Origin of the sequence: Azorhizobium caulinodans ORS 571 (assembly GCF_000010525.1) — a bacterium.
Taxonomy (GTDB): Bacteria; Pseudomonadota; Alphaproteobacteria; order Rhizobiales; family Xanthobacteraceae; genus Azorhizobium; species Azorhizobium caulinodans.
Genome location: NC_009937.1, coordinates 3,469,679 through 3,489,911 on the forward strand (window position 1 = coordinate 3,469,679; position 20,233 = coordinate 3,489,911).

A 20,233-nucleotide genomic window follows, 5' to 3' on the forward strand; every position below is an offset into this window, starting at 1 on the left:
CGTCCGCATTCGCGCTCTCGTTGCGGAAGGGCAGACCTTCCCTCACCCCATGATCGCCGCGCCGGGGCGGCGGAGGGCGGGGTCGAAGGGGTTGAGGCGGGCGCCGATCTCGGCGGCTTCGCGCTTCAGGAGGTCGGCGATGACCTTGTTGCGCTCGGGGGTCATGCGGTCGGTGGTGCTGCCGACGCTGAGCGCCGCCACCGCATCCCCGTCCCGCCCGAGGATGGGCACGCCGAGCCCGGCCATGCCGGGAATGAGGCCCGCCGCGCCGTCCGCATAGCCGAGGTCCCGCACGCGGGCGATCTCGGCCCGCAGGAAGCCCTCGTCGAAAGCCGAAAGGGCGCGCATGCGGGGGAGGTTGTAGCGGATCACCTCGTCCTGCTCGCGGTCCGGCAGGAAGGCGAGGATGGCCATGGCAGCCTGCCCCACGCCGAGCATCACCGTGCCGCCCACGTCGCCGGTGAAGGTGCGGATGGGCAGCGGGCCGGCGGAGCGGTCCACGCACACCGCGTCGAACCCGTTGCGCACCATGAGGAAGACGGTCTCCCCCAGCGCCGCCGTCAGGCGCAGCAGCGCCGGCCGGCCGATGTCGCGCAGGTTGAGGGGGCTGCCGGCCTTGGCGGCCAATACGAACAGTTCGAGGCCCAACCGATAGTGCTTGGTGCGCGGATCGTGCTCCACCATGCCCTCGGCCATCAGCCCATGCAGCAGGCGATGGGTGGTCGGGCGCGGCAGATCGACCGCCGCAGCCAGATCCTTGAGCCGCATGCCCTGCCGTTCGCCCCGCGAAAGCGCTCTCAGAAGGGCGAAGATGCGCCCGGTCGCCGATGTACTATCAGCCATATTCCGCCAAATGAAACTCATATCATTCAATGAAGCATAAAATTTCACTGAATGAAACTGGACTGGAAACGTGCACATTGAATGGAATTTTTACGCTTGCGAGGCAAGCCATGCAGGGGGAGGCTGAAGCCATAGACACGGTAATTTTGGGATCCGGTCATGGCTCGCTGGCGCGTCGGTGTGGATTCGGGCGGAACGTTCACGGACATCTGCCTGTTCGACGAGGACGAGGGACGGGTGGAGGTCTGGAAGGTCTCTTCCACCCCTGATGACCCCTCCCGCGGCATTGCTGAAGGTGTCGAGCAGGGCATGCGCCGCGTCGCGCCTGAGAATGGCGACAAGCCGGCCTCCTCCGTCGCCTATTTCGGCCACGGCACGACGGTTGCCACCAATGCGCTGATCCAGCACCGGGGCGTCGCCACGGGCCTCGTCACCACGGACGGTTTCCGCGACCTGCTCGAGATCGGCCGCCAGAAGCGCCCCGATCTCTATGACCTCACCGCCGACAAGCCGCCGACCCTGGTGCCGCGCGCCCTGCGCATGGCAGTGGGCGAGCGGGTGCGCCATGACGGCTCCATCGACCTGCCGCTTGATGAGCCGGCGGTGCGCGAAGCCGCCAAGGCGCTGAAGAAGGCCGGCGTGAAGGCCATCGCCGTCTCCTTCCTCTATGGCTTCGTCCGCCCCGAGCACGAGGCCCGCGCGGTGGAGATCATCCGCGAGGAATATCCGGAGGCCTTCGTCTGCTCCGGCCACGAGATCGCCCCCGAATTCCGCGAGTTCGAGCGCCTCTCCACCGTGGTGCTGAACGCCTATCTCGGCCCGGTGATGAAGTCCTATATCGAGCGCCTCTCCCCGCGCCTCGAGGCGCTGGGCATGGAGGCGACGCCGCACCTCACCCAGTCCAACGGCGGCGTCATCGGCTTCTCCACCGCCGCCGCCATGCCGGTGCGCACCATCCTCTCCGGCCCTTCCACCGGCGTCGTCGCGGCGCAGGCGGTGGGCGAACTGGCGGGCTTCCCCGACATCATCACCTTCGACATGGGCGGCACGTCCACGGACGTCGCTCTGTTGAAGGGCGGCGTGTGCAAGCTCACCTCGGAAGCCAATGTCCATGGCTATCCGCTGAAGGCCCCCATGCTGGACATCCACACGGTGGGCGCCGGCGGCGGCTCCATTGCCTATGTGGACTCCGGCGGCCTCTTGAAGGTCGGCCCGCGCTCGTGCGGCGCCTTCCCCGGCCCGGTCTGCTACGACAAGGGCAATGAGGAGCCCGCCACCACCGACGCAAACGTGGTGCTCCAGACGCTGAACCCCACCCACCTGCTCGCCGGCCGCATGCCGGTGCGCCAGGATCTCGCCAAGGCCGCCATCGGCCGCCTCGCCGACAAGCTCGGCCTCGGCGTCATGGAGACGGCGCAGGGCATCCTCTCCGTCGTCACCGCCAACATGGCCAAAGCGATCCGCGTCATCTCCGTGCAGCGCGGCCACGATCCGCGCGACTATACGCTGATGGCCTTCGGCGGCGCCGGCCCTCTGCACGCCGCCCGGCTCGCCAAGGAGCTGGACATGCGCCGCGTGCTGGTGCCCCGAAATCCCGGCATCCTGTGCGCCATGGGCCTGCTGCTGACCGACCTGCGCGCGGATTTCGCGGCCACGAAGCTGCTGCCGCTCGCGGCCTCCTCCCTCGCCCCGGTGAGCGAAGCCTTCGCCACCCTCAGCGCACGGGCGCAGGCCTGGTTCGACCATGAGGAGATCACCGCCGCGGCGCGGCAGATGCACCGCACGGTGGACATGCGCTATGCGGGGCAGAATTACGAACTGTCCGTCGCCTTGCCGGAAGGCGCCGTCACCGAGACCACGCTGGAGCATCTGGCGGAAGCCTTCGAGGAAGCCCACCGCCAGCGCTACGGCTTCATCGCGGCAGGCGAAGCGGTGCAGATCGTCACCCTGCGCGTCGAGGCCGTCGGCCTCGTGAGGAAGGCGACGCTCAAGGCCTACCCGCTGGAGGGGCCGGACGCCTCCGCCGCCATCATCGGCAAGCGGCCGGTGTGGTTCCCCGAGGCGGGCGACTACGTGCCAACCCCCATCTATGACCGGGAGGCGCTCAAAGCGGGCAACCGCTTCGCCGGCCCCGCCATCGTCGAGCAGATGGACACCACCACCGTCGTCCCGCCGGGCATGACCGCCCGCGTGGACGCCTATCACAACCTCATCCTCGAGGTGGCGGCATGACCCTGAAGCCCTCTCTCGCGCCCTCCGCCGCGCCGGCCCTTGATCCGATCACCGTCGAGGTGATCGGGGCCGCCCTCTCCTCCATCGTGGAAGAGACCGGCGAGGCGCTGATCCGCGCCTCCTATTCCACCAACATCAAGGAGCGGCGTGACTGCTCCACGGCGCTGTTCGACGCCGCCGGCAACACGCTCTGCCAGGCCGAGCACATCCCCATCCATCTCGGCAGCTTCATCGGCATCGTGCCGCATATCCTGAAGCTGCACCCCACCTCCGAGATGAAGCCGGGCGACGTGTTCGTGGGCAACGACGCCTATGCGGGCGGCGGCACCCATCTGCCGGACATCGTGCTGGCCGAGCCCATCTTCATCGACGGTGCCATCGCCGCCTGGACGGTGAACCTCGCCCACCATTCGGACTTCGCTGACCGCGGCCACGCCCACATCTATCAGGAAGGCCTGCGCATCCCGCCCGTACGGCTCTATCGCGCCGGCGAGCTGAACAAGGATGTGCAGGATCTCATCCTGCTCAACTGCCAGGTGCCGCATGAGCGCCTGTCGGACCTGCGCGCCCAGATGGCGGCCAACCGCGTCGGCGTGCAGCGCTTCCAGGCACTCTGCGCCAAGTATGGCACGCAGGTGGTTCTGGCGGCGGGCGATGCCCTCATGGACTATGCCGAACGCCGCATGCGCGCCGGCATAGCCGCCATTCCGGACGGCACCTACCGCTTCGCGGACGTGTTCGACAATCCGGAGATTGACACCACCCTGCCGCTCAGCGTCGAGGTCACCGTCAAGGGCGATGCCATGACGCTGCATTTCGATGCGCCGGACCAGCTCCGCGCCGGCATCAACATGACCCACACCGCACTGCAGGCGACCGCCTATTATGTGGTGAAGTCGGTGGTGGACCCCACGATCCTGCCCAACGCAGGCCTCGCCCGCCCGCTCACCGTCACCGCCCGGCAGGGCAGCGTGGTGAGCTGCGTGCATCCGGCCGCGGTGAACGGCCGCGTGCAGACCTGCCAGCGCGTGTCCGACCTCATCCTCGGCGCCCTCGCCCAGGCGGTGCCGCACAAGGTGACGGCCTGCTCCAACAGTGCCTGCACGGTGGCCACCTTCATCGGCCAGCGCAAGGACACCGGCGCCATCTGGGTCTACCTCGAGACCATGGGCGGCGGCGGCGGCGCGCGCCATGACAAGGACGGCCTCGACGGCGTGCATGTCCATGTCACCAACACCTCCAATCTGCCCATCGAGGCGCTGGAGACCGAATATCCGCTCACCCTGCTGCGCTACGAGCTGGTGGACGGCTCCGGCGGCGTCGGGCGCTATCGCGGCGGCCTCGGCCTCCGGCGCGTCTATCGGGCAGACGAGGACTGCCGCGTGCGCGTGGACGTCTCGCGCATTCATTCCCGCAGCTGGGGGCTCGATGGCGGCGGCGCGGGCGGCAATGGCGGCGTGGAATGCGGCCCCGGCGTGCTGCGCGAGCGCGATGCCCTGACCCTCAAGGCCGGCCAGTGGTTCGCGGTGGTGAGCCCCGGCGCCGGCGGCTATGGCGCCCCCGCCGAGCGCGACCGCGCGGCAGTGACCCGCGACATCGAGGAAGGCGTCATCGACCTTCCGACGGCCCGCGAGATCTACGGCTACTGAGCCTCTCCGGCGGCCTCTTTGCCGGCCGCCGCTTCCTTCAAGGCCGCGCGCCCGAGAGGCGCGCCGCATCTTCACGCCGACGCCTTTTCTGTCCCATTCCGGGCCGGGCGCCGTTGCCGCCCCCGCCCGCTTTCGCGGAGACGATGGACATGGCCGACCTGACCCGACGCTCAGTTCTCACCGGCGCCGCAGCGGCGGCCATGGTGCCGCTGCTGCGCATTCCCGGCGCCAAGGCGCGCACGCCCGGCATTCTGACCTTCGGCATCTCCTCCTTCCCGCCCAGCGTCCAGCCCTGGGCCAATGCCGGCACCGCTTCCGCCACGGTGAAGCTCGCACTCTATCGCGGCCTCACCTCCTATGGGCCGGACGGCAAGCTGCGTGGCGAGCTGGCGGAAAGCTGGGCGCCGGAAGGCAAGAATGTCTGGGTGTTCAAGCTGCGCGACGCCACCTTCTCCAACGGCGACAAGGTCACGTCGGCGGATGTGAAGTGGACCATCGAGCAGGTGGCCGGCGAGAAATCCACCGCCTTCCTGCGCAACGAGATGCAGGGCGTGGAGAAGATCGAGACGCCCGACGACAAGACCGTCCGCCTCACCATGAAGCAGCCCTCGGCGACGCTGCCGCTGCTGATGGCGAGCTACCACATGCCCATCATGTCGAAGGCTTCCACCGCCTCGCAGCAGATCGGCGCCGGCCCGTTCATCCTCAAGGATGCCGAGCGCGGCGTCTCCATGGATCTGGAAGCCAATCCCAAATACTACCGGCCCGGCCTGCCCAAGCTGAAAGGCATCCGCGTCATGGTCTATGCGGATGAGAACCTGCGCGTCGCAGCGCTCCAGAGCGGCGACGTGGACCTCATCGAATATGTGCCGTGGCAGGCCATGACCAGCATCGAGCAGAATGCGCAGCTGAAGCTCGATGCCGTGGACGGCCCGTTCATGTCGCTGATCTTCAATGGCTCGCGCCCGCCCTTCAACGATCCGAAGGTGCGCAAGGCGGTGGCCCACGCCATCCGCCGCGAGGAGATCGTGAAGAGCGCCTTCTTCGGCCGCGGCGCGCCGCTGGCGCATCTGCCCATCCCGAAGGCGAGCCCCTTCTTCAACGCCGATCTGGCGGAAGGCTGGGCCTATAATCCGGACCTCTCCAAGAAGCTGCTGGCGGAGGCCGGGCATGGCGGCGGCCTCTCCTGCAAGCTGCTCTCCACGGCGCAGTACGGCATGCACAAGGACACGGCGGAAGTGGTGCAGCAGCATCTCGCCGCCGTGGGCATCAATGTGGAGCTGAACCTGCCGGACTGGGCGACCCGCGTGGCCCTGGGCAATCGCGGCCAATATGATCTGGCGGTGATGGGCACGTCTGCGGACAGCAACGACCCGGACGGCCTTTCGGCCTATGTGGACGGCAGCCTCTCGCCATCTTACGTGCGCAGCTTCAACCTCTCCATTCCGAAGCTCACCGAGCTGTTCCAGGCCGGCCGCGAGGAATTCGACGAGGCCAAGCGCAAGGCCATCTATCACGAGCTGGAACAGGTGGCGATCGACCAGGTGCCCATGGTGGGCCTCGCCCTGCGCAGCCAGGGCTACGCCATGCGCAAGGACGTGACCGGCTTCACCAACATGCCCGGCGCGCTCACCTTCTATTCCGGCGAGACCTTCGAAACGACCTCGGTGGGCTGATGAACGCGCGCGCGGACATCGGGATGGATGGGCGGGCCAGTCCCCTCCCCCTTTTCGGGGGCGGGTTCGGGAGGGGAGCCGGACGCTCTCTCCATGCCCGACGCCACGCCCTCGCGCGCGGCCCTCAGCGCAGGACGGAGATGGTGTCTTCGGACCCGGCCGTCCTACCCCCCTCCCTGCCCTCCCCCGCAAGGGGGGAGGGTTTACGGCGTTCGTTTGCGGACTGGGCGCTCACGTTTCGCACAATGCAGGCTCAAGAAGCGCTCTCCCACGCACCCAATCCCCTCCCCCCTTGCGGGGGAGGGCTAGGGAGGGGGGTAACGCCCTCTCCGCCTGAACGGCGCCCCCACACCTCACGCACTCGTCCGCGCAACACGGAAACCGCGTCTTCGGACCCGGCCGTCCTACCCCCCTCCCAGCCCTCCCCCGCAAGGGGGGAGCGTTCCGGTCGCGTGGGTGGTGAACGGGCGCTCACGAATACAATTTCGCAGACCGTAAAAGTCCTCTCCCCTTGCGGACGCACGCCCTCCCCGCTTGCCCCACGCCCCTCGCCGCCCCTCAGGAGGACGTGACCGATGCTCGCCTTCACGCTCCGCCGCACCCTGATCGCCATCGGCCTCGTCTGGCTGGTGGGCAGTCTGGTGTTTCTGGTGATCCACCTCATTCCGGGGGACCCCGCTGAACTGCTGCTCTCGCAGGGCGGCGTGGCGCCAGATCCCGGCGCGGTGGCGGAGCTGCGGGAGCGGCTGGGGCTCGATCTACCCCTTTACACCCAGTATCTCAAATACTGGTCCGGCCTCCTGCACGGTGATTTCGGCTCGTCCCTGCAGGACGAGCATCCGGTCGCATCCGAGATCGCCCTGCGCCTGCCGCGCACGCTGGAACTGATCGGCGCGGCCGCCCTCATGGCGCTCGCCGTCGGCCTGCCACTGGGCACGGCGGCGGCGCTGAAGACCGGCGGGCGGCTTGATCGCGCGGCCAGTTTCATCTCCGGCCTTGCCCTGTCCGTGCCGGTGTTCGTGGTGGGCACGCTCGCCATTCTCGTCTTCGCCCAGAAGCTCGGCTGGGCCTCGGCGGGCGGCTACGTGGCGCTCGCCCAGAATCCGCTGCGCCATTTCGGCCTGCTGCTGATGCCGGCGGGCACCATCGCGGTGGGCCTCGGGGCGGTGGTGTTCCGCGTCACCCGGTCCTCGGTTCTGGAAGTGCTCAGCCGCGACCATGTGCGGGCGGCGCAGGCGCGCGGCGTGCCGGCCGGCACCATCATCCGCCGCCATGTGCTGCGCAACGCCCTGTCGCCGGTGCTGACCGTGGTGGCGCTACACCTGGGGTCGCTACTCGGCGGCACGGTGCTTGTTGAATATGTGTTCAACTGGCCAGGCCTCTCTGGCTATCTGGTGCGCTCGGTGGAGGCGCGCGACTATCCCGAAGTGCTCGGCATCGTGCTCGCCATCTCCATCCTGTTCGTGTTCCTGAACCTCGTGGTGGACCTGCTCTACGCCGCCCTCGATCCGCGGGTGCGCCACGCATGAGCATGCTGTCCTTCTCCCCCCGCTGGAACCGGCTGCTGGTGCCGGGCGCCCTCCTCGCCCTCGTGGTGGCGGTGGTCGCCGCCGCCCCGATCCTTCCGCTGGCCGATCCGGTGAAGCAGGAGGTGGCGCGCCGCCTCACCACCCCCGACGCCGCGCACTGGCTCGGGCAGGACGAATATGGCCGCGACGTGCTCTCGCGCATCATCTGGGGCGGGCGGGTCTCGCTCACCGTCTCCTTTATCGCCGCTGCCTTCGCCGGCATCATCGGCACGCTGCTTGGCCTTGTGGGCGGCTATTTCCGCGGCATCGTCGAACTCATGAGCGTGCGGCTCGCCGAGGTCATCCTCTGCTTCCCGCCCATGCTGCTGGCGCTGCTGGTGGTGACGCTGCTCGGCCCCGGCGCGGTGACGCTGGTGCTGGTGCTCACCATCCTCTTCACCCCCGCTTATGCCCGCGTCGCCTATGCGGAGACGCTCTCCGCCCGCACGCTGGACTATGTGACGGCGCAGACCGCGCTCGGTGCCACCGCGCCGCGCATCCTCCTGCGTACCGTGCTGCCGAACATCGCGCCGCCGCTGCTGGTGCAGTTCTCGCTCACGGTGGCGGCGGCGATGATGCTGGAGAGCGGGCTCTCCTTCCTCGGCCTCGGCGTGGTGCCGCCCTCCCCCTCCTGGGGCCTGATGATCCGCGCCGCCCGCTCGGTGATGGAACAGGCGCCGCTGCTGCTGCTCTGGCCCTGTCTCGCGCTCGCCGGCACGGTGCTGCTGCTGAACCTGTTCTGCGACCGGCTGCGGGATGTGCTCGATCCGCGCGGCGCGGCGGTGGGCGTCATCCCCGGCTTCCTGCGGCGCGGACGCCTGCCCGCATCCGGAACCGCAACCACCGCCCCCCCGCTCCTGTCCATCGAAGACCTGACGCTCGACCTCAAGACGCCGACCGGTACGCTCAATGTGGTGCGCGGCGTCACCTTCGCGGTGGCACCCGGCGAGACGGTGGCGCTTGTCGGCGAGAGCGGCTCGGGCAAGACGCTGACCGCGCTGGCAGTGATGGGCCTGCTGCCGCCCGTGGTCTCCCCGGCCGGTGGGGCCATCCGCTTCACCGGCCGCGACGGCGCGGCCGTAGACCTGCTGGCGCTCACCGAAGGCGAGATGCGCCGCCTGCGGGGCAATGATCTCGCCATCGTCTTTCAGGATCCCTCCTCCAGCCTCAATCCGGTGCACCGCTGCGGCAAGCAGGTGGCCGAGGCCATCCGCGCCCACGGCACGGCCGGCGCCTCAGCTGCGAAGGCCAAGGTGGTGGACCTGTTCCGGCGGGTCGGCCTGCCCGATCCGGAGCGGCGGGCCAACGCCTTCCCGCACGAACTCTCCGGTGGCCAGAAGCAGCGCGTGATGATCGCGGCGGCGGTCGCCAACACGCCGCGCCTGCTCATCGCCGACGAGCCCACCACCGCCCTCGACGTGACCGTGCAAGCGCAGATCCTCGACCTGCTGGCGGACCTGAAGGGCGCGAGCGGCACGGGCATGGGCCTGCTGTTCGTCACCCATAACCTCGCCGTGGTGCGCCAGATCGCCGACAAGGTGGTAGTGATGTACGCGGGCGAGGTGGTGGAGGAAGGGCCTGTGGCGGAGGTCTTCGCCCGGCCGCGCCATCCCTATACGGCCGCTTTGCTCGCCTCGGCGCCTGAGAGCGAGGCGGAGGAACTGGCCGCCATTCCCGGCACCGTGCCTTCCCCCGCCGCTTTGCCGCCCGGCTGCCGCTTCGCGCCGCGCTGCGCCTTCTCGACGCCCGACTGTGACCGCGCCCCGCCCGAGCGGCGCAATGTCGGCCCCGGCCGCACCGCCCGCTGCATCCGCGACATGGAGGTGGCATGACCATCCACGTCCCCGCTCAGGGCAATGAGCCCATTCCTTTCCCGCCCCGCGGGCCGCTGCTGCGGGCTGAGCGGCTGGAGCGCGCCTTCAAGGGCCGCGGCCTTTTCGGCGGTGCACCGGTGCTCGCTCTACGTGGCGTTGATTTCGTGCTTGGCCGTGGCGAAGCCGTAGGCGTGGTGGGGGAGAGCGGCTGCGGCAAGAGCACCCTCGCCCGCGTGCTGCTGCACCTCACCCCGCCCAGCGCCGGACGCGTGCTGTTCGACGGCAAGGACCTCGCCAAGCTGCCCGCGCGCGAGCTCAGGGCGCTGCGGCGACGGATGCAACTGGTCTTCCAGGATCCCTTCGCCAGCCTCGATCCCCGCCGCACCATTGGTGACCAGATCGCCGACGGCATCCTGATTCATGGCCTCGCCTCGGCCGAAGAAGCGCGCGAGAAGGTGGCCGCGCTGCTGGCACAGGTGGGGCTTGACCCCGCCCATGGGGGCCGCCTGCCGCACGAATTCTCCGGCGGTCAGCGCCAGCGCATCGCCATCGCCCGCGCGCTCTCCACCTCCCCCGATGTGCTGGTGGCGGACGAGCCGGTTTCGGCGCTCGACGTCTCCGTGCAGGCGCAGGTGGTAAACCTGTTGAAGGATCTGCGCAGCCGGCTGGGGCTCGGCCTCATCTTCATCAGCCACGATCTGCACGTGGTGCGCCACCTCTGCGACCGGGTGGTGGTGATGTATCTGGGCCGCGTGGTGGAGGAGGCCTCCGCCGCCGACCTGTTCGCCAATCCCAAGCACCCTTATACGCAGGCGCTGCTGGCGGCGACGCCCTCCATGCACGCTCCGGCTGGCCGGCGACCGACGCTCGCCGGCGAGATGCCGAGCCCGGCCAATCCGCCCTCGGGCTGCGCCTTCCGCACGCGGTGCCCCCGCGCGCTGCCGAGCTGCGCGGAAGAGGTGCCGCCGCTCGTGAGCGTCGGCGGCGGACGCGCCGTCGCCTGCCCGCCCGCCCTGTCCGAGGGGACGAGCCATGCTTGACCCGAACGGCCGCGTCGCCCTCGTTTCCGGTGCCTCGCGCGGCATCGGCCGGGCCATCGCGGAGCGCCTTGCCGCCAGCGGCTATGCGGTCTCCGCCGGTGTGCGCGATATCGCGCGGGCGAAGCTGCCGGGAGGCTTCCATGCCAGCCGCTATGACGCCGGAGATGCCGCGAGCGCGACGCGCTGGGTGGAGGAGGCGGTGACAGCCCTCGGGCGCATCGACGTTCTGGTGAATGCCGCCGGCATCAATGCGCGCGGCCTGTTGCTCGACGCCGACGAAAGTGCCTTTTCCGCGCTCTGGGACATCAACACCTTAGGCCCGCTGCGGATGATCCGCGCGGCCTGGCCGCATCTCGTGGCTTCCGGCAACGGCCGGGTGATCAATGTCTCGTCGCTCTCGGGCAAGAGGGTGCGCAATGAGAATGTGGGCTATGCCATGAGCAAGCACGCCCTCATCGCCCTCACCCATGGGGTGCGCCAGCAAGGATGGGAGCACGGCATCCGCGCCACCGCGCTCTGCCCTGGCTTCGTGGACACGGACATGACCGCCGCCGTCACCAAGGTGCCGCGCGAGGCCATGAGCCGGCCGGAGGACATCGCGGTACTGGTGGAGGCGCTGGTGCGCCTGCCCAATACGGCGAGCGTCGCCGAGCTTCTGGTGAACTGCCAGAAGGAGGACATGCTGTGAGGCTGAAGCGCCTGCGCGATCTCGACCGCGCGCCCCTCGCCCTCACGCTGGATGGCCTCGCCGTCTCCGCCCTCGCGGGCGACACGTTGCTCACCGCGCTTCTGGCCGGCGGCGCCGGCTCGCTGAGCCCGAACATCTTCACGCAGGAACCGCGCGCCGGCTTCTGCCACATGGGCGCCTGCCAGGATTGCTGGGTGTTTGTGGAAGGGCTCGGCCGCGTGCGCGCCTGCGCCACGATGGCGGCGGATGGCATGGTGGTGAGGCGCCTATGAAGGTGGTCGTCGTCGGGGCCGGCCCGGCCGGCGTGCGGGCGGTGGAGCAACTCGTTGCGGCCGGGCTGCGTCCCGTCTGGATCGACGAGGCACCTGATGGCGGTGGCCGCATCTACCAGCGCCCGCCGCAGGCCCTCACCCGCGATGCCGTGAAACTCTATGGCTTCGAGGCCAAACGCGCCCGCGCCGTCCATGGCACGCTGGACGGCCTGAAGACGCAGACGGACTGGCGCCCCGACACTCTGGTCTGGCACATCGACACACGGTCGCGGCGTCTGGAAACGCTCTCCGCCGGCCAGCACGCGAGCCTTGAGTTCGATGGCGCGATCCTGTGCACCGGCGCCATGGACCGGGTGGTGCCCGTGCCCGGCTGGACCCGGCCCGGCGTCACGACGCTCGGCGCCGCACAGATCGCGCTCAAGACGCAAGGCTGCGCTATCGGCGACCGGGTCGCGCTGATGGGCACGGGGCCGCTGCTCTGGCTGCTCGCCTATCAGTATCTGAAGGCGGGTGCCCGCCCCGCCGCCGTGCTGGATACGACGCCCTTCGCCCACAAGGCGCGCCATGCGGCCGGCCTTCTCGCCGGCGGCGCCGTCTTCTGGAAGGGCCTTTATTATGTGGCCGCCGTGCGTGCGGCGGGGGTGCCGGTATTCGAAGGCATCACGCCCCGCGCCATCGAGGGCCGGGACGATGAGGTGACGGGCATCGCCTTCACCACCGCCTCCGGCCGGGAGCGCCGCATCGCCTGCGATGCCCTCGCCATGGGCTGGGGCCTGAAGCCGGAGGCGCAGCTGGCGGACCTTGCGGGCGTAACCTTCCGCTTTGATGAGCTTCAGCACAATTGGGTACCGGAGCGTGATATGGCCGGCCGCACCAAGGTGCCCGGCATCTATCTGGCGGGCGACGGCGCGGGCATCGGCGGGGCGGATGCGGCGGAACTCGCCGGCGCGCGCGCCGCGCTGGCGCTGCTGGAGGATACGGGACAGGCGGTGGACGCCGCCCGCGTCCATGCGCTTCAGGAGAGGATCGCCCGGATGCTGCCCTTCCGGGCCGCCCTGGAGCGGGCCTTCCCCTTTCCCGCCGATCTCGCCCGCGCGCTGCCGGACAAGACGCTTGTCTGCCGCTGCGAGGCCATCACGGCCGGCGACCTGCGCGCCGCCGCCGGCGCACCACCCACCGGCCCCGCGCCGGAGCTGAACCGGGCGAAGGCCTTCACCCGCCTCGGCATGGGCCGCTGCCAGGGCCGCGTCTGCGGCCCGGCTGGCGCCGAAATCCTCGCCGCCGCGCGCGGCACGCCGGTGGCCTCCATCGGCCGCCTGCGCGGCCAGCCGCCGGTCAAGCCCGTGCCTCTGGCGGAGGCCGCGGAATGAGGGAAGACATACGCCGCTGCGCCCCCCATCCTGCGCGTCGTCCTCCCCCACACGGAACAGTCCCACTCCCCCCTTGTGGGGGAGGGTTGGGGAGGGGGGTAAGGCCCTCTCCGCTTGCCCGACGCCCGGCGCACCCGAGCCGCTCCGCGATCCGCCCTGACGCGCACCGGGAAGAGGCCGTTTTACCCCCCTCCCTGCCCTCCCCCTCAAGGGGGGAGGGTTCGGCCGGTCGCCCGGCCAGAACCGATCGACGGAATGCGAGGCCGGACCGTAAGACTGCGAAGGTGGACCTGAAGGCTGCTAGGCTGTCGCGCACATTCGCGCCCTACGCCTCATCCCGCGCGACAAGCTCCCTCCCCCCTTGCGGGGGAGGGTTGGGGAGGGGGGTAAGGCCCTATCCGCTTGCTGGTCGCGCCAGGCACCAGAGCCACCGCGCCGCGCACCCTGCCCCCGCCGTTTTACTCCCTTCCCTGCCCTCCCGCGCAAGGGGGGAGGGTTCGGCCGGGCAACCGCCAGGGGCGGCCAGCAGGCGCGCGAGGTTGTTGCGCCATGATCCGTCCGGGAGCCTGCCATGAGCACCCAAGAGACCGAGGTTCTCATCATCGGCGCGGGCGGGGCGGGAACGTCGGCGGCATTGCATCTGGCGCAGCGGGGCGTGGCCTGCGTGCTGCTGGAGCGGGGACTGGTGGGCGGGCAGGCCTCGGGTGTCAATTATGGCGGGGTGCGCCAGCAGGGGCGGCATCCCGCGGAACTGCCCATCGCCCGGCGCTCCATGGCGCTCTGGCACAAGCTCAAGGACATCACCGGAACCGACGCCGAATTCACCGTCAGCGGCCATCTGAAGCTCGCCCGGACGCCGGAAGAAGAAGCCGACCTCGTCGCCTATCTGGAGGTCGCCCGCGACAACGACCTGCCGCTGCGCTTCGTCGGCCGCAACGCCCTGCATGAGGATTATCCCTGGCTGGGTCCGAAGGTGATCGCCGGTTCACTGGCGCCCGAGGACGGCGCCGCCAACCCCCGCCTCATGGTCCCCGCCCTCGCCCATGCGGCACGGGCGGCGGGCGCCGTCATCCACGAGAACACCAAGGCCACGCGCTATGCCTTGGACGGCGAGTGTTTCGAGGTCACGACCGGCACGCACACCTTCCGCGCCCGCTGGCTGCTGAACACCGCCGGATTCTGGGGCGGCGCGGTGGCCGAAGCGTTCGGGGAGAAGACGCCGGTCTCCGCCCTCAATCCCAACATGATGGTGACGGAGCCCATCCGCCATTTCATCGAACCGAACCTCGGCGTGGTGGGCGGCAATGTCTATCTGCGGCAGATCCCGCGCGGCAATGTCATCATCGGCGGCGGCTATGGGGTGAGCGACCCCGCCGTGCCATGGTCGCGCCCGAAGGCCGAGGAGACGCGCGCGGCCATGGCGCTGGCGGTGGACCTGGTGCCGGAACTGAAGGGCATCTCGATCATCCGCTCCTGGACCGGCATCGATGGCGAGATGCCCGACCATATTCCGGTGATCGGCCCGAGCCGCACCACGCCCCGCCTCCTCCATGCCTTCGGCTTTTCCGGGCACGGCTTTCAGCTCGGTCCTGCGGTGGGCGCGATCCTCAGCGAACTGGTGCTCGACGGGCGCACCGACGTGCCGCTTGAGCCCTTCGACATCGGCCGCTGGACGGCGCGGGCCGCCTGACGCGAGGTCGGAAACAGGCCCGGCGCGGCTCAGTCGTAGATGCGTGGCAGCGGCTCGCGCGCGCCCTTGCGGCCCGCCGGCACGGCGGCCTTGCGGAAGGCGGCGGGCGTCTCCCCGAACCGCCCCTTGAAGGCGCGGCCAAAGTGCGAGCCGTCCGCAAAGCCCAGCTCCGCCGCGATCTGCGCCGCCGAAAAGACGGTGTTGGCGAGCATCCAGCGGCCGTGACGCAAGCGCAGGGCCAGATAGCTCTCCTGCGGCGTTTCCGCGAGGCGCTCGGCGAACAGCCGCTCGAGCTGGCGCGGGCTCACCGCCAGCCGGCGGGCGATTTCCGCGACACTCAAGGGCTCGGCGAGATTCTGCTCCATCAGCAGTAGGGCGCGGGATACGCGATCGTCGGCACCCGAGCCTTCGCCCACGGGCGGGGCGGGCTGGGCACTCTCCGGCGTGCGCGGCCTGTCGATGAGCAGGATATTGAGCGCCTTCTGGGCCGTTGCCGCGCCGAGATGGGCGGCAACCAGATGGGCGGCAAGGTCCGCCACCCCCGCCCCGCCCGAGCATGTGATGCGGTCGCGGTCGATGACGAACAGGCGGTCGGCCACCGGCACGAGGGCAGGAAATTCCTCCAGGAAGTCGCGGTAGTGGTACCAGCTCACGCAGCATTTGCGCTGGGCCATGAGGCCGAGGCGGCAGAGCACGAAGGAGCCGGTGCATACGCCGATGAGCGGCACGCCCGCCTGCGCCGCCTGCTGGAGATAGGTGGCGAGCGCAGGTGCAAGCGGCGGCATGCCGTGGAGAAGTCCGCCGACCACCACCATATAATCGAAGCCCTTGGGATCGGAGAGATCCGCGCTCGGCTGGATTTCGATGCCGCAGGAGGCCCGCACCGGGCGGCGTCCGGGCGCCATCACCGCCCAGGAACAAGCGATGGGCCGGGAGCGGTCGCCCTCGTCGCCGGCGAGACGCAGCACGTCGAGGAAGCTCGAAAAGGCGGTCAAGGTGAAGTTGTGCAGCGGCAGGAAGCCGACGCGAAGCTTGGCGCCGGAGGCGGTACGGGACGGGACGGAATGCGGTGCGAGGCTCATGGGTGCCGCTCCGGCAGGGCCGTCCCGCCAGCCCGCGCAATGGAACGGCACTCGCGAAGACCATCGAACGGCTGGAAGTGGGAAGGGAGCATCGGAACAGGATGTCGCATTTGTTCCAGATGCTAGGCGCAGTTGGCCGAGATGCAAGCGCGCGGGTGAGGCATGCTGCCTCATCCCCAGAAGCGGCATGCCAATCCCCGGCTTCTGGTGGAGGCGCGCACCGCCTGCCCTATGGCTGCCCGGTTCGCCCCGCTTAAACCGTGTGCGGCCCTGCAGAATGAAGGAGAGGTCGAAGAAATGATCAGCGTGTTCGATCTCTTCAAGATCGGTGTGGGTCCCTCCTCCTCTCACACCGTCGGCCCCATGGTGGCGGCCAAGCGCTTCCGGGACGAACTGCCGGTGGGCACCGCCCATGTCACGGCCGAGATCTTCGGCTCCCTGGCCTGGACCGGGAAGGGCCACGCAACGGACCGGGCGCTATGCCTCGGCCTCATCGGCGCCGTGCCGGCGACGCTGGAGCCCGACGACGTGCCCGCCCTCATCGCCCGCCTCGCCATCGAGAAGGCCATCGAGACGCCGGACGGTGGCCGGGCGACCTTCGATCCGGACGCCGACCTCATCTTCGATTTCAAGACCCTGCTGCCGCGCCACACCAATGCGATGCGCTTTCGCGCCTATGATGGCGCAGGCGCTCTGACGCAGGAGCGCATCTTCTATTCGGTCGGCGGCGGCTTCGTGGTGGAGGACGGGGAGAACGAGGCGCCCCTCGGCACCGCGCAGGTGCCCTACCCGTTTGACTGCGCCGCCGACATGCTCACCGTCTGCGCCCGCACGGGCCTCGACGTCGCGGGCGTGCAGATGGCCAATGAATGCGCGCTCAGGTCCCGCGCCGAGGTGGAAGGCGGCCTCGATGCCATTGCGGACGCGATGTTCGGCTGCATCGAGCGCGGCCTCTCCATGGATGGCAGCCTCCCCGGCCGGTTGCGGGTGAAGCGCCGGGCGAAAGCCATCCGGGAGAAGCTGGAGGCCGACCGGGGCCTCAACCAGCGCCCGCCGCACGAGATCATGGACTGGGTGTCGGTCTTCGCCATCGCCGTGAACGAGGAGAATGCGGCCGGCGGCCGGGTGGTAACCGCCCCCACCAATGGCGCGGCGGGCATCGTGCCGGCGGTGCTGCGCTATGCCCGCGATTTCTGCCCCGATGTGGGCCCCGAGCAGGTGCGCTGCTTCCTGCTGACAGCGGCGGCGGTGGGCGGGCTCATCAAGCGCAACGCCTCCATCTCGGGCGCGGAAGTGGGTTGCCAGGGCGAGGTGGGCTCCGCTGCCTCCATGGCTGCCGCCGGCCTTGCGGCGGTGCTGGGGGCCAGTCCCGAGCAGATCGAGAATGCCGCCGAGATCGCCATGGAGCACCACCTCGGCATGACATGCGACCCCATCGGCGGCCTGGTTCAGATCCCCTGCATCGAGCGCAACGCCTTCGGCGCCAACAAGGCCATCGCCGCAGCCTCGCTGGCGCTGCGGGGTGACGGCATCCACAACGTGTCGCTGGATCAGGTGATCGAGACCATGCGCCAGACCGGCGCGGACATGCAGTCCAAATACAAGGAGACCTCCCAGGGAGGCCTCGCCGTGAACGTGCCCGAGTGCTGAGGCGGCACGCCGCCTGATTTTTCCATCTTCACGAGACCGACGCGCCGGCCCTCCGGCGTGAACGATGTGCCATGCCTTCCAGAAGAAGAGGACGCCCCATGAACGTGCAAGTGAAGCCCCCTCCCTTCGCCGACCGCGCGGTGTTCGACGCCATCGCCCGCGAGCTGGGCCGCCAGCGCGACCAGATCGAGCTCATCGCTTCGGAGAACATCGTCTCGGAGGCGGTGCTGGCCGCCCAGGGCTCGGTGCTGACGAACAAGTATGCGGAAGGCCTGCCGGGCAAGCGCTATTACGGCGGCTGCGAGCATGTGGACGTGGTGGAGGAGATCGCCATCGACCGGGCGAAGCAGCTCTTCGGCTGCGGCTTCGCCAACGTGCAGCCGCACTCGGGCGCGCAGGCCAATGCGGCGGTGCTGATGGCCCTGCTCCAGCCCGGCGACACCCTGCTTGGCATGTCGCTCGCCGCCGGCGGCCACCTCACCCACGGCGCCCCGCCCACCCTCTCGGGCAAATGGTTCAACGCGGTCGGCTACGGCGTCAGCCCCGAGACCGCGCTCATCGATTATGACGAGGTGGAGCGCCTCGCCCATGCGCACAGGCCGAAGCTCATCATCGCTGGCGGCTCGTCCTATCCGCGCATCATCGATTTCGCGCGCTTCCGCGCCATTGCCGATGCCGTGGGCGCGCATCTGATGGTGGATGCCGCCCATTATGCCGGGCTCATCGTGGCCGGGGCCTATCCCTCCCCCTTCCCGCACGCCCACATTGTCACCACCACCACCCACAAGACCCTGCGCGGGCCGCGCGGCGGCCTCATCCTCACCAATGACGAGGCGTTGGCGAAGAAGCTCAACTCTGCGGTGTTTCCCGGCCTTCAGGGCGGGCCACTGATGCATGTGATCGCGGCAAAGGCGGTGGCCTTCGGCGAAGCGCTCCAGCCGGATTTCCGCACCTATGCGCTTCAGGTGGTCTCGAACGCCCGCGCGCTCGCGGCGCGGCTGGCGGAGAAGGGTGCCGCCATCGTCTCGGGCGGCACCGACAGCCATATGGTGCTGGTGGACCTGCGCCCCTTCAACGTCACCGGCAAGGCGGCTGAGATCGCGCTGGAACGGGCGGGCCTCACCTGCAACAAGAACGGCATTCCGTTCGATCCGCAGAAGCCTGCCGTCACCTCCGGCATCCGCCTCGGCACGCCGGCGGGGACCACGCGCGGCTTCGGCCTCGGGGAATTTGAGCAGGTGGGCGACATGATCGCCGAAGTGCTCAAGGGCCTCGCCCAGAGCGGGGATGAGGGCAACAGCCTTACCGAAGCGCGGGTGCGGGGCGAGGTGGAAGCGCTCTGCCGGCGCTTCCCGCTCTACCCCACCCTCTGACGCGCCCGAAGGCGCCGTTCTCACTGCGCGGGCGGATGCGCCCGCGCGACATGGTCGCGCAGTTCCTGAAGCGAACCGAAGCGCACCACGCCGTCGGGCAGTTCGGCCTGGATGGAGCCGTCCGAATAGAGCGTATAGGCCATGCCGCCGACAATGCCGGACTTCAGAACCACCGGCTCCGGCCGGGGGCTGGCGCGGGGCGCCGCACGCTCGGGCGCAAAATCGGGAACCGGAGCAGGCTCCGGTTCCGGCGCCGGCTCATGGGACACCGCCTCGGGTTCAGGAGCGTGCACCGGCTCGGGCGCCGGTTCAGGCGCCGGAGCGGGTTCGGGCGCGGGGGCCGGCTCAGGCGCGGCTTCCGCTACGGCCGGGGCGGGCTCGGGCTCAGGCTGGGGCGGGGCCGGCGGCGCCACGGGTTCCAGCCGCTCGGGCGCGGGACGGCTCAGGGCCACCCGTTCCAGCAGGGAACGCGGACGCGGAACGGGCGGGGCGATCTCCGCCTCGCCGTGACGTCCCAGAATGCGCCCGCGCCGTTCGGTCACAGCCGGGGGTTCCGGCTGCGGAGCGGCATCCGTGGGGGCGCCGGGCGTCGAAGCGGGCGCGGGTGCGGGCCGCTCCGGCGAAAGGCTCGGCATGGGACGGCGCAGGCGATCGGAGAAGGACGGGCTGCGCAGGCGCGGCGTCGGAAGTTCAGGCGCGGGTGCGGGCTGCGGCGGCTCCGGAGCAGGCGGCACCATGGGCGCATATTCGGGCTCGGGCGCGGGCGGCGCTTCGGCGGCGGGAGCGGGCGCGTGCCGTTCCTCGGAGGCGGGTTCGGGCGCAACCGGCGGCGGCTGGCGGCGCGGCGGCGGAGCGGAGACGGCGTCGGACACCGCAAGCAGGGCCGCATCATCGAGCACCGCCTCGACACGCGGCGTGGCGCGGGCGGGACGGGCGCCCTCGGCAAGCACTGCACGGATGCGCTCAAGCTCCCGCAGGATCAGACCGGACGCAAGGATAAGCACACCACCGGTAAAACCGATCGCGCCTGTGGAAATCAGCGCATTGCCGATGGTCGAGACGAAAATGACGCTGCCGAAAGCCACCGCCAAAAGCCCGGCCAGCAGTGTGAAACCGCCAAGAGCTACGAGGAAACGCCACATGTCCGCACTCCAAGCCCCGCTCCACGGCCACAGGCCAGGGAACATATTTGCCGCATAAACAGAAAATCGGACAAAGGAAGTTGTCCGACCCCCTCTCGCGCCCTATCTAGGGCGAAGTTGGGGCGGGTCGGTGCGGCGGACCTC

General features: G+C 69.8%; 15 protein-coding genes. 12 read left to right on the forward strand and 3 right to left on the reverse strand.

The genetic code is table 11. From position 1 onward, the window contains the following. Positions 1 to 42: 42 nt before the first annotated feature. A complete protein-coding gene (locus AZC_RS15680; protein ID WP_148209858.1) occupies positions 43 to 843 on the reverse strand; it encodes an IclR family transcriptional regulator in 801 nt (266 codons plus the stop codon). A 159-nt stretch (positions 844 to 1,002) separates the two neighbouring features. On the opposite strand from AZC_RS15680, the gene AZC_RS15685 reads away from it, so the two are divergent. From AZC_RS15685 to AZC_RS15730, 10 genes are all read left to right on the forward strand, one after another. Then, positions 1,003 to 3,075: a hydantoinase/oxoprolinase family protein gene (locus AZC_RS15685; RefSeq protein WP_012171563.1), complete on the forward strand. Its 2,073-nt coding sequence runs from the start codon at positions 1,003 to 1,005 to the stop codon at positions 3,073 to 3,075. Beyond that, entirely contained in the window at positions 3,072 to 4,724 is a 1,653-nt protein-coding gene (locus tag AZC_RS15690) for a hydantoinase B/oxoprolinase family protein (RefSeq protein ID WP_012171564.1), read from the forward strand. Before AZC_RS15685 ends, AZC_RS15690 begins: the two co-directional genes overlap by 4 nt. A gap of 149 nt (positions 4,725 to 4,873) precedes the next feature. Continuing rightward, entirely contained in the window at positions 4,874 to 6,400 is a 1,527-nt protein-coding gene (locus tag AZC_RS15695; RefSeq protein WP_043880383.1) for an ABC transporter substrate-binding protein, read from the forward strand. A gap of 575 nt (positions 6,401 to 6,975) precedes the next feature. Further along, positions 6,976 to 7,929 carry an ABC transporter permease gene (locus AZC_RS15700; protein WP_012171566.1) on the forward strand — a complete coding sequence of 318 codons (954 nt, stop codon included), beginning with the start codon at positions 6,976 to 6,978 and terminating at the stop codon, positions 7,927 to 7,929. Further along, positions 7,926 to 9,800, forward strand: coding sequence for a dipeptide/oligopeptide/nickel ABC transporter permease/ATP-binding protein (locus AZC_RS15705; protein ID WP_012171567.1), 1,875 nt, complete (start codon positions 7,926 to 7,928; stop codon positions 9,798 to 9,800). Before AZC_RS15700 ends, AZC_RS15705 begins: the two co-directional genes overlap by 4 nt. Then, a complete protein-coding gene (locus AZC_RS15710) occupies positions 9,797 to 10,822 on the forward strand; it encodes an ABC transporter ATP-binding protein (protein ID WP_012171568.1) in 1,026 nt (341 codons plus the stop codon). The genes AZC_RS15705 and AZC_RS15710 overlap by 4 nt, the downstream gene beginning before the upstream one ends. Beyond that, positions 10,815 to 11,510, forward strand: a complete 696-nt coding sequence (locus AZC_RS15715) for an SDR family NAD(P)-dependent oxidoreductase (protein WP_012171569.1) — start codon at positions 10,815 to 10,817, stop codon at positions 11,508 to 11,510. The genes AZC_RS15710 and AZC_RS15715 overlap by 8 nt, the downstream gene beginning before the upstream one ends. After that, positions 11,507 to 11,782, forward strand: coding sequence for a (2Fe-2S)-binding protein (locus AZC_RS15720; RefSeq protein WP_012171570.1), 276 nt, complete (start codon positions 11,507 to 11,509; stop codon positions 11,780 to 11,782). Before AZC_RS15715 ends, AZC_RS15720 begins: the two co-directional genes overlap by 4 nt. Continuing rightward, entirely contained in the window at positions 11,779 to 13,152 is a 1,374-nt protein-coding gene (locus tag AZC_RS15725; RefSeq protein WP_012171571.1) for an NAD(P)/FAD-dependent oxidoreductase, read from the forward strand. The genes AZC_RS15720 and AZC_RS15725 overlap by 4 nt, the downstream gene beginning before the upstream one ends. Positions 13,153 to 13,723: 571 nt before the next feature. Next, entirely contained in the window at positions 13,724 to 14,842 is a 1,119-nt protein-coding gene (locus AZC_RS15730) for an NAD(P)/FAD-dependent oxidoreductase (RefSeq protein WP_012171572.1), read from the forward strand. A gap of 29 nt (positions 14,843 to 14,871) precedes the next feature. Here AZC_RS15730 and AZC_RS15735 read toward each other — a convergent pair whose 3' ends face one another. Next, the gene (locus AZC_RS15735; RefSeq protein WP_043879455.1) at positions 14,872 to 15,924 is read right to left on the reverse strand and encodes a GlxA family transcriptional regulator; all 1,053 of its coding nucleotides are present in this window, start codon (positions 15,922 to 15,924) and stop codon (positions 14,872 to 14,874) included. Positions 15,925 to 16,221: 297 nt separating this feature from the next. Between AZC_RS15735 and AZC_RS15740 the strand changes: the two genes are divergently transcribed. Together AZC_RS15740 and glyA are read left to right on the forward strand one after the other, a co-directional pair. Then, positions 16,222 to 17,574 carry an L-serine ammonia-lyase gene (locus AZC_RS15740; RefSeq protein ID WP_012171574.1) on the forward strand — a complete coding sequence of 451 codons (1,353 nt, stop codon included), beginning with the start codon at positions 16,222 to 16,224 and terminating at the stop codon, positions 17,572 to 17,574. Positions 17,575 to 17,672: 98 nt separating this feature from the next. After that, on the forward strand, positions 17,673 to 18,947 hold the full coding sequence (gene glyA, locus AZC_RS15745; RefSeq protein WP_043879456.1) for a serine hydroxymethyltransferase: 1,275 nt from the start codon (positions 17,673 to 17,675) through the stop codon (positions 18,945 to 18,947). A gap of 20 nt (positions 18,948 to 18,967) precedes the next feature. On the opposite strand, the gene AZC_RS15750 is transcribed toward glyA, so the two are convergent. After that, a complete protein-coding gene (locus AZC_RS15750) occupies positions 18,968 to 20,089 on the reverse strand; it encodes a hypothetical protein (protein ID WP_043879457.1) in 1,122 nt (373 codons plus the stop codon). Between the last annotated feature and the right edge of the window lie 144 nt (positions 20,090 to 20,233).

Excerpts from the sequence above, each read along its gene's own strand:
- AZC_RS15680 (WP_148209858.1), bottom strand. The coding sequence starts at position 843 with ATGGCTGATAGTACATCGGCGACCGGGCGCATCTTCGCCCTTCTGAGA.
- AZC_RS15685 (WP_012171563.1), top strand. The coding sequence starts at position 1,003 with ATGGCTCGCTGGCGCGTCGGTGTGGATTCGGGCGGAACGTTCACGGAC.
- AZC_RS15690 (WP_012171564.1), top strand. The coding sequence starts at position 3,072 with ATGACCCTGAAGCCCTCTCTCGCGCCCTCCGCCGCGCCGGCCCTTGAT.
- AZC_RS15695 (WP_043880383.1), top strand. The coding sequence starts at position 4,874 with ATGGCCGACCTGACCCGACGCTCAGTTCTCACCGGCGCCGCAGCGGCG.
- AZC_RS15700 (WP_012171566.1), top strand. The coding sequence starts at position 6,976 with ATGCTCGCCTTCACGCTCCGCCGCACCCTGATCGCCATCGGCCTCGTC.
- AZC_RS15705 (WP_012171567.1), top strand. The coding sequence starts at position 7,926 with ATGAGCATGCTGTCCTTCTCCCCCCGCTGGAACCGGCTGCTGGTGCCG.
- AZC_RS15710 (WP_012171568.1), top strand. The coding sequence starts at position 9,797 with ATGACCATCCACGTCCCCGCTCAGGGCAATGAGCCCATTCCTTTCCCG.
- AZC_RS15715 (WP_012171569.1), top strand. The coding sequence starts at position 10,815 with ATGCTTGACCCGAACGGCCGCGTCGCCCTCGTTTCCGGTGCCTCGCGC.
- AZC_RS15725 (WP_012171571.1), top strand. The coding sequence starts at position 11,779 with ATGAAGGTGGTCGTCGTCGGGGCCGGCCCGGCCGGCGTGCGGGCGGTG.
- AZC_RS15730 (WP_012171572.1), top strand. The coding sequence starts at position 13,724 with ATGAGCACCCAAGAGACCGAGGTTCTCATCATCGGCGCGGGCGGGGCG.
- AZC_RS15735 (WP_043879455.1), bottom strand. The coding sequence starts at position 15,924 with ATGAGCCTCGCACCGCATTCCGTCCCGTCCCGTACCGCCTCCGGCGCC.
- AZC_RS15740 (WP_012171574.1), top strand. The coding sequence starts at position 16,222 with ATGATCAGCGTGTTCGATCTCTTCAAGATCGGTGTGGGTCCCTCCTCC.
- glyA (WP_043879456.1), top strand. The coding sequence starts at position 17,673 with ATGAACGTGCAAGTGAAGCCCCCTCCCTTCGCCGACCGCGCGGTGTTC.
- AZC_RS15750 (WP_043879457.1), bottom strand. The coding sequence starts at position 20,089 with ATGTGGCGTTTCCTCGTAGCTCTTGGCGGTTTCACACTGCTGGCCGGG.